The organism is Pseudomonas sp. FP2335 (assembly GCF_030687535.1).
Lineage (GTDB): Bacteria > Pseudomonadota > Gammaproteobacteria > Pseudomonadales > Pseudomonadaceae > Aquipseudomonas.
In genome coordinates this window covers 2,487,442-2,499,862 of the sequence record NZ_CP117437.1, presented here as the reverse complement: position 1 = coordinate 2,499,862, position 12,421 = coordinate 2,487,442, and the positions used below count along the sequence as shown (strand labels likewise).

General features: G+C 61.2%; 10 protein-coding genes. All 10 read right to left on the bottom strand.

Annotation, left to right across the window (positions count from 1 at the left end; translation table 11 throughout):
• Nucleotides 1–9: 9 nt before the first annotated feature.
• Nucleotides 10–1,230, bottom strand: coding sequence for a methyl-accepting chemotaxis protein (locus tag PSH81_RS11125; protein WP_370694911.1), 1,221 nt, complete (start codon nt 1,228–1,230; stop codon nt 10–12).
• 544 nt (nt 1,231–1,774) lie between these two features.
• Nucleotides 1,775–2,179, bottom strand: a complete 405-nt coding sequence (locus PSH81_RS11120) for a TraR/DksA C4-type zinc finger protein (protein ID WP_010564800.1) — start codon at nt 2,177–2,179, stop codon at nt 1,775–1,777.
• A gap of 412 nt (nt 2,180–2,591) precedes the next feature.
• On the bottom strand, nt 2,592–3,614 hold the full coding sequence (locus tag PSH81_RS11115) for an ABC transporter permease (protein WP_192299736.1): 1,023 nt from the start codon (nt 3,612–3,614) through the stop codon (nt 2,592–2,594).
• Nucleotides 3,615–3,641: 27 nt separating this feature from the next.
• Nucleotides 3,642–5,195, bottom strand: coding sequence for a sugar ABC transporter ATP-binding protein (locus tag PSH81_RS11110; protein WP_226457192.1), 1,554 nt, complete (start codon nt 5,193–5,195; stop codon nt 3,642–3,644).
• Between the two features lie 56 nt (nt 5,196–5,251).
• Complete coding sequence (locus PSH81_RS11105; protein ID WP_226457191.1) at nt 5,252–6,181, bottom strand: sugar ABC transporter substrate-binding protein; 930 nt, start codon at nt 6,179–6,181, stop codon at nt 5,252–5,254.
• A 353-nt stretch (nt 6,182–6,534) separates the two neighbouring features.
• A complete protein-coding gene (locus PSH81_RS11100; protein ID WP_226457189.1) occupies nt 6,535–7,563 on the bottom strand; it encodes a Gfo/Idh/MocA family protein in 1,029 nt (342 codons plus the stop codon).
• Between the two features lie 158 nt (nt 7,564–7,721).
• The gene (locus PSH81_RS11095; protein WP_192299740.1) at nt 7,722–8,732 is read right to left on the bottom strand and encodes a Gfo/Idh/MocA family protein; all 1,011 of its coding nucleotides are present in this window, start codon (nt 8,730–8,732) and stop codon (nt 7,722–7,724) included.
• Between the two features lie 19 nt (nt 8,733–8,751).
• Nucleotides 8,752–10,683, bottom strand: a complete 1,932-nt coding sequence (iolD, locus tag PSH81_RS11090; RefSeq protein WP_305392527.1) for a 3D-(3,5/4)-trihydroxycyclohexane-1,2-dione acylhydrolase (decyclizing) — start codon at nt 10,681–10,683, stop codon at nt 8,752–8,754.
• Between the two features lie 10 nt (nt 10,684–10,693).
• Complete coding sequence (gene iolB / locus PSH81_RS11085; RefSeq protein ID WP_192299742.1) at nt 10,694–11,482, bottom strand: 5-deoxy-glucuronate isomerase; 789 nt, start codon at nt 11,480–11,482, stop codon at nt 10,694–10,696.
• Nucleotides 11,479–12,372 carry a myo-inosose-2 dehydratase gene (gene iolE / locus PSH81_RS11080; protein WP_305392526.1) on the bottom strand — a complete coding sequence of 298 codons (894 nt, stop codon included), beginning with the start codon at nt 12,370–12,372 and terminating at the stop codon, nt 11,479–11,481. The genes iolB and iolE overlap by 4 nt, the downstream gene beginning before the upstream one ends.
• Nucleotides 12,373–12,421 lie beyond the last annotated feature (49 nt).

Below are 12,421 nucleotides of genomic sequence, written 5' to 3'. Positions count from 1 at the left end.
TCCCCGCGCCTACACGCCTTCCGGCCTGTAGCCCAGCCGCAACCCACCCCAGTGCCGGCCCTTGACCATGATCGGCACTGACAAGTCATGCATCAATTCGCCGGTATCGCGGGTATACGTCTGTAGCAGCACCGCTTGCTGGTGGCTGCCACAGCGAATCCCGGTGCGGTCGTCAAACTTGCGCTTGGTGCGGTTCTGCACCGCATCCACCTGGGCATCCCCGGTCAAGGCCTGGGAAAACGCCTTGTTGTGCGTCGGCACATAGCCCTGGGGAGTGCAGGCAATAGCGAAGACCAACCCCTCGTGACGCGGCAACAACGCCTCCTGAATCCCCGGCAACACCTGATCGGTATAACCGTCAAACCGCGTGTGGTACTTACTCGGATGGGTATTCGGGATCAGCGTGTAACTACGGTCGAACAGGTCATCCAGGCTGATGCGGTTTTGCTCCACATCGGCCTCGAACTGCGCGGCAATGCGGCTGGCGCCTTCACGGGCCAGGTCGTAGACGCGCTGGTGATAGTCATCCAGCCCGACCTCGGCCAAGCGCTCACTGATGATTTCGGCCTGGCCTTCCATCTGTACGGCGGCGTCGGCCAGCTGACGGGTTTGCTGGTCACTCACGGTCAGGTCGCTGCGCATTTGTTCCACGGCATGGAACAGGCTGTCCAACTGGGCACGGTTGGTGTCGGTGCCCTGGGCGATCTCATTGACCTGCCCTTCCACATCCGACGCCAGGCTGGCGATGCTCGACAGCTGTTCACCGGCATGCTCGACCTGCTCCACACCCGTATTGAGGTCGGTCGACAGTTGGCGAATCTGCTCCACCACCTGGGCGGTGCGTTGTTGAATATCGGCGACCATCACCCCGACCTCATCGGTCGCGGTGGCGGTCCGCCCGGCCAGCCCGCGCACTTCATCGGCAACCACGGCAAACCCGCGCCCGTGCTCGCCGGCACGCGCGGCTTCAATGGCCGCGTTCAAGGCCAACAGGTTGGTCTGGCTGGCGATGGACTGAATCACCAACGTCACTCGCTGGATTTCCTCGCTGCGCTGGCTCAACGCTTCGATCAACTCGCGACTGGCGTTGGCCCGGTCGCTGAGCTGATGCATGCGCGTGATCGACTGCGCCAACACCTCACGCCCTTCGGTGCTGCGTTGATGGGCCTGGCTGGCTGCACCGAGCGCCTGACGGCTGAGCTGTGAGGTGACCTGCTCCGTGCCGATCATCACTTCGGCGCTGCTGACGATCTGCTTGGCCGCACTTAACTGCGATTGCAGGCGCGCAGCCAGTTGCTTGACCGCATAGGCCACGCCGGCGGCAGACAGCGCGTTATGGCTGGTGGTGTGGGACAGGTCACGCGTGAGCTCACCGATGGCGTCGCTGTCCGTGGAAGGTGCGACCGCAGGCGTGCGGGTTTTCAGGCGAGGCAGCCAGATCACCAGCAAGGCCAGTGGCAGGCAGAGGTATATCGACAGGCCGGCAAACGCCAGGCCCAGCAGGACCAGCACCAGGGCGGTGCTCTGCAAGAGCGGCGTCAGCCAACCGGGCAGCCCGCGCACCACCGTCTGCGGTGGTACTGCTGCGCCCATCAGAGATCCGTCTCCAGCCATCTTCGTCACCCCACTGCTTGTCATTATTGTCACTGCATTAGACGCCACTATCAGGCCATTATCCATGGGCCTTTAGTGGGGTGCGTTGCAGCAGATCAATAGACGGGGCGTAACGGGTATCGCCTGGAGGGACGCAGGCGCGCCCCCCAGCTTCAGCGCATCAGGCTTGGCGCTGGTGCTTGTCAATCTGCTCGTGGCGCTCTTGCGCTTCGATGCAGTACTTGGTGGTCGGGCTGATCAGCAGGCGCTTGAGGCCGATAGGCTCGCCGCTGTCGTCACACCAGCCAAAGGAGTCTTCCTTGATGCGTTCCAACGCGCGTTCGAGTTGCGGCAGCATGCGCTGGTCGCGGTCGATGGCGTTCACCAGCCAGGTACGTTCTTCTTCGACCGAAGCGGCGTCAGCCGGATCGGCCGGGGTGTCCAGGCTTTCAATGGCGATACGGTTCTGTTCAATGCGCTCGTGGTGTTCCACTTTCATGTCTTGCAGCAATTGCTCAAAAAAAGCGTGCTGTTCGGCATTCATGTAGTCATCCGCCGGCATGGCCAGCAACTTTTCCTTTGTCATTGATTTCTCTATAAAAAATACGTGCATTAAGGCGAATAAGGGAGCGTTCCGGCCGACCTCTGCAGGTCTCGGAAGGGCGCCGTCCATTTCAAGCGCCACCCGGCACTCAATTTACGAGGGGCGGCAGTCTAAGGCCGACTTGAGGGCGCAGCAACTGAAAAGACAGGCAATTTTTCCGAGATAACCCCTAAAAGCACCAGGACGGGCTTGGCGATTGGTTATCGGAGTGCGTTTATAGCAAGAAATTCAGTGTTGTGGAGCTATATAGAAGACAAACGGTTGGAACGGATCAGCGATAGACCCCATGTGGGAGCGGGCTTGCTCGCGAAAGCGGCGTGTCAGCCGGTACATTCTGTACTGAGACACCGCTTTCGCGAGCAAGCCCGCTCCCCCATTTAACCCCGCATCCAGGTCAGCGTTTGAGCTTGCGCTTGTTGCGGTATTGGTCGATCACCACCGCCACCACGATGATCAGCCCCTTGATGATGTCCTGGATGTACGCATCCACACCGACAAAAGTAAACCCGCTGGCCATCACGCCCAGGATCAGCGCGCCGATCACCGTGCCGGTAATGCGCCCTACCCCGCCCGCCAGGCTGGTGCCGCCGATCACGGCGGCGGCAATCGCGTCCAGTTCATAGGACATGCCCATCCCGGCCTGCCCCGTGGCCGCACGTGCCGAGGCAACCACACCGGCCAGGCCCGCCAGCAGGCCGGCGATGCTGTAGACGATGACCAGATGCCGCTTGACGTTGATCCCCGAGGTCCGCGCCGCCTGCATGTTGCCGCCGATGGCGTAGGTGTACTTGCCGTACTTGGTGTAACGCAGGGCAATATGGAAGATCACCGCAACCACCAGGAAGATGATCACCGGCATCGCACCATGGCCGATGGCCGTGTACGAGTCCGAGAGCATGCTCACCGGCTGGCCTTCGGTGTAGTAGCGCGCCAGCCCACGGGCCGACACCATCATGCCCAGGGTGGCAATGAACGGCGGGATACCGGTCACGGCGATGATGCTGCCGTTGATCGCCCCCGCCAGCAGCCCTACGCCCAGCCCCATTGCCACCGGGATCCACACCGGCAAATCCGTGAGACTTGGAAACACTGCCCGCGAAAAGTCTGAAGTTTGCGCCAAACTGGCGGCGATCATCGCCGACAGCGCCAACACCGAACCGGATGACAGATCGATACCCGTGGTAATGATCACCTGGGTCACACCAATCGCCAGCAGGCCAATGATCGACACTTGCAGGATCATCAGCACCAGGCGCTGGGAGTTCATCAGGAAGCTCTGGTCACGCACGATCCAGCCGAACAGTTCAAACACCAGGCCGATACCGATCAGCACCAGGAAGATGCTCAGCTCGGTCGGCATGCGCCGGCGTGTCTTGGTCGGCACAGTGGCCGGTTTGTTATCCGTTATTGCGTTCATAACCCATCACCTTTTTTATTCTGTACGTCAGTGGACTACGGTCATACCGGAAGCCAGCTGCATGACTTTTTCCTGGGTCGCCTCGGACCGATCCAGGGTGCCCATCAGTTCGCCCTCGTGCATCACCATCACCCGGTCGCTCATGCCCAGCACTTCGGGCAGCTCCGAGGAGATCATGATCACCGCCATGCCTTCGCTGGCGAGGAAGGAAATCAAACGGTAGATCTCGGCCTTGGCGCCCACATCGATGCCACGGGTCGGCTCATCGAGGATCAGCAAGCGTGGATTGGTCATCAACCAGCGCGCGAGCAAGGCTTTTTGCTGGTTGCCACCGGACAAGGTGTCGATGCACTGTTCAAGGGACGGGGTTTTCACCCGCAGCTTCTTGCACATGTCTTCGCACAGCGCACGCAGGGCTTTCTGCTGGATAAAACCGTTGCCGCTATAGTGCGGCAGCACGGCCATCTCCATGTTCTCCAGCACCGACAGGCACGGGAACAGGCCGCTGAGCTTGCGGTCCTCGGTCAACAGCGCAAAGCCCTTCTCGATCGCCATGTGCGGGTCGGTAATGCGCACCGCCTTGCCGTCGAGGGTGATCTGGCCGCTGCTGCTGGGGGTGATGCCAAAAATGGTTTCGGCCACATTGGTGCGGCCCGAGCCCATCAGCCCGGCGATGCCGAGGATTTCCCCGGCATGCAGGTCGAACGAAACGTCCTTGAACACGCCATCCAGGCTCAGCTCGCGCACCGACATCAGCAGCTCACCGATGGGCGTCTCGCGCACCGGGAACAACTGGCTCAGCTCACGGCCGACCATCATCGAGATCAGGCTGTCGCTGTTCATGCTGTCGGCGCGTTGCAGGCCGATGTAATGGCCGTCGCGAAACACGGCCACTTCGTCGGCGATGGCAAACACTTCGTTCATTTTGTGCGTGATGTAGACGATGCCTTTGCCCTGGGCCTTGAGGTCGGCAATGATCGAAAACAGGTGGGCCACTTCCTTGTCGGTAATGGCCGAAGTCGGTTCATCCATGATCAGGATGTCGGAGTCGTAGGACACCGCCTTGGCAATCTCGACCATCTGCCGCTCGGCGATACTCAGGTTGCCGACGTGTTCTTCCGGGTCCAGGTTGATGCGCAGGCGTGCCAGCAACTCGGCGGTGCAGCGGTGCATTTCGCGGTGGTTGACCATGTGCAGGCCGTTGAGCTGCTCGCGGCCGATCCAGATGTTCTCGGCGATGCTCATGTGCGGCATCAGGTTGAGCTCCTGGTGGATCATCGCGATCCCGGCCTTTTGTGCCGCCAGTGGGGTTTCAAACACAATCGGCTTGCCGCGCAGGCGGATTTCCCCGGCGTCGGGCTGGTAGATGCCGGCGATGATTTTCATCAGCGTCGACTTGCCCGCACCGTTCTCGCCCATCAGCGCCAGCACCGTACCCGGGCGCACTCGCAGTTGCACATCGGCCAGGGCCACGACGCCGGGAAAGCCTTTGCTGATATTGCTGATTTCCAACAGGTAGGGTTCTTCCAGTTCTACTGGCTGGATACCGGGAGGCTGCGAGAGAGTGGCTTGAGCAAGCATAGGGAGGTACTCCATCGGCAGGGCAACCGCACAGCTGCCCTGCTGGCTTATTGTTGTTATTTGAAGTCTTTGACGTTTTCGGGGGTGATCAGCTGGAACGGGATCACCACGTTCTGCTCGATAGGCTCGTTCTTAGCCATCTTGCGCGCTGTCTCAACCGACTTGTCCGCTTGGCCCTTGGCATCCTGGAAAGCCGACACAGTCATGTCACCCTTAGTGATCGCATTCAAACCATCCGGCGTGCCATCGACACCGGCGATCAGCACGCCTTTCTTACCTGCCGACTTCAGGGCCATGGAAGCACCAATCGCCATCTCGTCGTTGTTCGAAAGCACCGCCTGGAAGTCGCGCCCTTGGGTCAGCCAATCGTTGACCAGGGTCATGCCCTTGTCACGCAGCCATATCCCGGTCTGCTCCTGTTCGATCTTGATGCCAGGGTATTTGGCCAGGACTTCCTTCACTCCTTTGGTACGGTTGGAAGTGGAGTTATTCGCCAAGTCACCCAGCAGGATCACAATATTGCCTTTGCCGTCGAGCTTCTCCGCGATGTACTGCATTTGCAGCTTGCCCGCCTCGACGTCGTCGGAGGTTACCGCCGCTACGCCGGGGGCCAATGTTGCGCTGTCAGGGCGACGGTTGACGAATACCAGCGGGATTTTCGCCGCAGTGGCAGCCTTGATAATGTTCGCAGTCGAGGCTGTATCAACCGGGTTAACGATGATTGCATCGACTTTTTGGCTGATAAAGTTCTCGACCTGACTAAGTTGCTTCACCACATCGGCGCGGGCATCTTCAAACTGCAGTTGCACGCCGTCACCCTTTGGGTAGGACTTGGCTTGTTTGTCCATGTCTTCGCGCAGGTAGGTAAGAAAGGTGTCGTCGAAGGCGGACATACTCACACCTATCTTGAGATCGGCAGCCGAAGCAGCACCACTGGCCAGCAACAGCGACAGGGCTAGCGCGGTAAAACGGATCGGGGTCTTCATGAACGGTCTGTCTCCACTTTCTTGTTGGTTTTTTGGACGTTGCGTTTATCAGAGCTCGGCAGGCAGCCGGACGACGGGTGCACCTGGAATGCAGCACACCAACGCGCCTTGGTTTTCGACGCACAACACATTGAGGAAAGAGAAGTAGAACGGCCGGGCGCGGGGCAGACCGCGTGGCGTGGAGGCTGGGCGTAAAACTCGCAGTACAGCGTTGAAGATTTTCATCTGACGGTACCTGGTTGTTTTTGATCTTGTTTTTGTTGAGTCGCCGGGGTCGAGCCCAAGACGTACTTTATGCAACCTGGAAAAGACTTTATTGGAAAATAATTTCCATATCAACCTGTTTTAGAATTTTATTCTATTTTTGTTGAAACCACCTGCTGACGCCCCGCGCTAAGGCGTGCGGCGTCCAATATACGGGTGGTTTCCAGCGCGTCATAGACGTCCACCGGCAGTGCTTCCTGGCTGTCCACGGCACGTTGCAACTGGCGATAGAACTGCGTCCAGCAGCCCTTCTCCGCTGGCACCCGCTCGCGCTCCTCGCCTTGTTCGAACCAGCCCCAGCGCCGATGTTCTTCGGCGCCCCAGTGCTCGCCTTCGGTCTTCGGCGATTTGCCGGCCAACAGCGCCTCCTCCTGGCCGTCCAGCCCTTCGACGGTGTAGCAACCGAGGGTGCCACTCACGCGAAAACGCGGGGCCTGGCTGTTTTGCAGGGCACTGCCCCACAAATGGGAAATCACCCCGTTGGCATGGGTCAGGGACACAAAGAAGCCGTGATCGACGGTCGGGTGTTCGTGGCTGAACTGCAATTGCGCAAACACCCGGTCCACCGGGCCGAACAGTTGCAGCGCCTGGTCCACCAGATGGCTGCCAAGGTCACGCAACCAACCGCCGCCGCTGGCATTGCCGACGGCGTGGGGGGCGTAGCGCTCCACGCGGGATTCAAAGCGGGTAATGGTGCCCAGGGCACCGGCGTCGATCAGTTTGCGCAGGGTCAGGTAGTCCGAGTCCCAGCGTCGGTTCTGATAAACGCTGAGCTTCACCCCATGGCGCTCGGCGGCGGTGATCAGCGCCTGGGCCTGTTCGGTGTTGGCGGCGAAGGGTTTGTCGCTGACCACCGTCAGCCCGTGCTCGATGGCTTCCAGCACCAGCGCCGGGCGGCCCTTGAGGGTGGTGGAGATGACCAGGGTGTCGACGCCGGCTTCGACAATCTGGCCGATGGAGTCAAACGCCTTGAGGCCGGGATGATCACTCGCCAACTGCTGGCGGCGCTCGGGGGAGCGTGTGACGACGCCGACAAACGTGGCGCCGGGCAAGGTTGCAATCAGCGGCGCATGAAAAAAGCGCCCTCCGTGGCCGTAGCCGACTAGTCCGATTCGCATACAGACACTCCTTTTTCAAAGTGAAAGCCCAATCTAAATGTGGGAGCGGGCTTGCTCGCGAATGCGGTGTGTCAGCCAAAATTTTGTATCTGAGACACCGCATTCGCGAGCAAGCCCGCTCCCACATTTTTGACTGCATTCCACCTTTGGGGTTGGGGTTAGCCGTAGAAGTGCGGGCGATCAGGTAAGCTGACTTTCACAATCTGCTCACTGCTCTGCGCTTCGATACACGCATCCGCCGCCACAGCCGCCGCAAAGCCATCCCACGCCGACGGCCCTCCCACCTGCCCGGCACGCACGCTGTCGATAAACGCCTGCAACTCCACGTCATAGGCGCCGATAAACCGATCCTTCCAGTCCATCAGGATCGCATTGGACAACTTCGCTTCACTGCGCAGCTGCACCTGGGACGGCTCTGGCAGCTTGGCAATGCCGGTCTCCCCCACCACTTCGCACTGGATGTCGTAGCCGTATTGGCAGTTCACAAACACCTCCACGTCGATGCGCGTGCCCTTGGCGGTTTCCAGCAGCACGATCTGCGGGTCGCGCAGGTGCGCGAGGGCCTTGCTCGACTTGCGCGGGAACACCACTTGCACCGACACGTAGTCGTCGTTGAGCAACCAGCGCAACACATCCAACTCGTGGATCAGGGTGTCGGTGATCGCCATGTCGGTCTTGTAGTTCTCGCCCACTGTCGGGTTGCGGTGTGCGCAGTGCAGCATCAGCGGCTCGCCGATCTGGCCGCTGTCGATCACCGCCTTGAGTGCGCGATAGCCTTCGTCATACGGACGCATGAACCCGACTTGCACCAGGCGCTTGCCGTAGGCGACTTCGGCGTCGACGATCTTGCGGCAGCCGGCAGCGGTGACTGCCAGGGGTTTTTCGCAGAACACCGGCTTGCCGGCGGCGATGGCGGCGAGCACGAATTCCTCGTGGCTCGGGCCCCAGGACGTGACAAGCACCGCCTCGACCTGCGGCGAGTTGATCAGCGCGTGGCCGTCGGGGTACACCTCGGCGTCCAGCTTCAAATCGGCCACCACCTTGGCGGCCTGCTCGAGATTGATGTCGGTCACCGCCACCACCTGGCTGTTGAGCAGGGTCTGGCTGCAACGACGGATATGGTCCCGGCCAATGGCCCCAGTACCGATGACTCCAAGCTTCAACGACATGTAAAAACTCCTCTTGTTATTAGTACTGCCGGGCCTTCGCCAGCTGTTCATTGAGTTTCTTTGCCGCGGCATTCGTGCGTTCGCTGGTCGACACCTGCGCCACGCCGACCCGCCACCACGACAGGTAGCCGTGCACCATGGTTTTTGGCAGCACCTTGATGTCGATCAGCGTCGACACCGTTTGCGTACGCGCATCGGCCAGCGCCGCTTCAAGTTGCGCCACGGTGCTGACCTTGTAGGTCTTGCAGCCATAGGCCGCCGCGCTCATGGCAAAGTCCACCGGCACCAGGCCGCCGTCGAGCTTGCCGCTCTCGGGGTTGCGGTAGCGGAACTCGGTGCCGAAGCTGTCCATGCCATTGCCGATCTGCAAGTTGTTGATGCAACCAAAGGCCATGTTGTCCAGCAGCACCACGTTGATCTTGCGCCGCTCCTGGATCGAGGTGGCCAGCTCCGAGTGCAGCATCATGTAGGAGCCGTCGCCGACCAACGCATACACCTCCTTGCTTGGCTCGGCGAGTTTCACCCCCAGCGCGGCGTTGATCTCGTAGCCCATGCACGAATAGCCATATTCGACGTGGTAGGTGTTGACGCCCTTGCTGCGCCAGGCGCGTTGCAAGTCGCCGGGCAGGCTGCCGGCAGCGGCGACGATGATCGCGTCGTCGGCCAGGGTCTGGTTGAGTACACCGAGCACGCGGCTCTGGGTCAGGCACGAGCCGGTCAGCTCGATGAATTCACGCAGCACGGCGCGGTCGAGGTGGTCGTCGACTTCGGGCACGAAGCCGTCGCCGCTGTACTCCACCTGATGCACGCGCTCGACTTCGGCGTCGAGCTGCGCCTTGGCCTCGCGCACCTGTTCGCCCCAGCCGCTGCGGTAATCGCCCAACGCATCCGCCAAGGCTTCAAGGGCCAGTTGCGCATCGCCCAGCACTTGCACCGCGTCGAGTTTCAACACATCGCACGGGCTGATGTTGAGGTTGAGGAACTTGACATCGGCATGCTTGAACAGCGATTTGGACGAGGTGGTGAAGTCGGTATAACGCGTGCCGATGCCGATGATCAGGTCGGCCTGCGGTGCCAGCAGGTTGGCCGCCAGGCAGCCGGTTTCGCCAATGCCGCCGACGTTCAGCGGGTGGCTGGAAACCACCGCACTCTTGCCCGCCTGGGTTTCGGCAAAGGGAATCGCGAAGCGCTCGGCGAACGCCTGCAACGCAGCATTCGCGCCGGAGTACTTGACCCCGCCACCGCAGATAATCAGCGGCTTGCGCTTGCCACGGAACGCGGCCAGTGCATCGCCGATCATTGCCGCAGTGGCCGGGCGACGGTCGATACGGTGCACGCGTTTTTGCAGGAAATAGTCGGGATAGTCCCAGGCTTCGGCCTGCACATCCTGGGGCAGCGCCAGGGTCACCGCGCCGGTTTCGGCGGGGTCGGTGAGCACGCGCATGGCGTGGATCGCCGCCGTCATCAATTGCTCAGGGCGGTTGATGCGGTCCCAGTATTTGCTCACGGAACGGAACGCGTCGTTGGTGCTGATGCTCAGGTCATGGAACTGTTCGATCTGTTGCAACACCGGGTCAGGCTGGCGGCTGGCGTAGACATCGCCGGGCAACAGCAGCAGCGGGATACGGTTGGCCGTGGCAGTGGCAGCGGCGGTCAGCATATTCGCCGCGCCGGGGCCGACCGACGCGGTGCACGCGTAGATCTTGCGCCGCAGGTGCTGCTTGGCAAAACCGATGGCGGCATGGGCCATGCCCTGCTCGTTGCGGCCCTGGTGCACCACCAGGTCGCCGCTGTCCTGCTCCAGCGCCTGGCCGAGGCCCAGCACGTTGCCGTGGCCGAAAATGGTGAACACACCGGCGACAAACTTGCTCTCTACGCCATCGACTTCGATGTATTGGTTGTCCAGGAACTTCACCAGGGCCTGGGCCATGGTCAGTCGGGTTGTGGTCATGTCGCGCCCCTTAAAGGTCCAGTAGCCAGCTGTGCTGCGGGTCGTTGTGGAAATGCCAGGCGCGCTTGGGGCCGGCCATCACGTTCAGGTAATAGGACTCGTAGCCGTACGGCACGCTGACCGGGTGATACCCCTTGGGCACCACCACCAGGTCGCTGTTTTCCACGGCCATGGCCTGGTCGATGCTGCGGTCGTCGGTGTACACGCGCTGGAACACAAAGCCCTGGGGCGGGTTGATCTGGTGGTAATAGGTCTCTTCCAGAAAGCTCTGGTGCGGCAAGTCGTCGGTGTCGTGCTTGTGCGGCGGGTAGCTCGACGAATGCCCGGACGGCGTACGCACCTCCACCACCAGCAGCGAATGGGCCGGCTCGCTGTCCGGCAGGATGTCGCACACGTAGCGGGTGTTGGCGCCCTTGCCACGCACACTGCGCTTGCACTGTTCGGGGCGGATCAGGCGCGGTTCGTAACCTTCGGCACCGGGGGCGGCGCACACGGCAATCTGCACATCGCTCAACGCGGTGACCTGGGCCACGGTGCCGGGTGGCAAGTAGGCGGCGAACGGCGATTTGTCTTCAAACACCGACTGGCGATCACCGAGGTTCTGCCAGTTGAAGCCCTCGCCCTGGATATTCACCCGGCCGCTGAGCAGCACCAGGCACAGCTCCTTGTCCCCGGCACTGACCGGCAGGGTTTCGCCCAAGCTCAAGCGGTAGGCTTTGAAACCCACGTACTCCAGGCGTCCGTCTTCGAGGGCGACCATGGTTTGCCCGCGTTTGTGGCTCTTGACCAACAGGCTCATGCTTTTGTCCTCTCGGTGAGCAGCGCACGCAGGGTGTCGTAGCCCTTTTTCGCGTAGATATAGCTGGGCGCGACGGCCGGGTCCTGCTCGGCTTCGACCACCAGCCAACCTGCGTAGCGGGCGGCCAGCAGCACGTCGAGCAGCTCGCCAAACTCAATGTCGCCATCGCCGGGCACGGTAAAGGTGCCGTTGACGATGCAATCCGGGAAGCTCCACATCTGGTTGCGCGCCAGTTGCACCACCGGCTTGCGCACGTCCTTGAAGTGCACGTGGCAGACACGGTCGATGTGTTTTTTCAGGACTTCCAGCGGCTCGCCGCCCCCCATGTAGCAATGGCCCGAATCGAACAGCAGGCCGACTTCCGGGCCGGTGCGTTGCATCAGCTGGTCGATGTCTTCCGGGGATTCAACGTAAGCCCCCATATGGTGGTGGTACGCCAGGCGCACGCCCTGGGACAGGGTAAAACGCGCCAGCTCAGTGAGCTTGTCGGCGTAGTCCTGCCAGGCTTGTTCGCTGTGGAACCGCGGGCGTTCGATCAAGCGGATACGTGACCCCTGGATCGAATCGGCGACTTCGCCGTACACCAGCACCGTGGCGCCGTTTTGTTTGAGCAAATCGACGTGCCCGGCGATGGCCTCGATTTCTTCTGCCACCGAGCGCCGCGCCAGGCGGCTGGAGTACCAGCCGGAGACCAGCGCCAGGTCATACGGGCGCAGCACATCGCCGACGCCCTTGGCGTCCTTGGGGAATTTGCCGTTGAGTTCAAAACCTTCGTAGCCGATTTCCTTGCCTTCGCTCAGCGCGGTGCTCAGGGGCGTTTCACCGCCGAGGGCCGGCAGGTCGTCGTTGCTCCAGGAAATCGGGTTGATGCCAATTCGGATTGCGGGCATGGCTGCACCTTTTGTTTTTATCTAACTTAAGCCGGGTGAGATTTGCTTT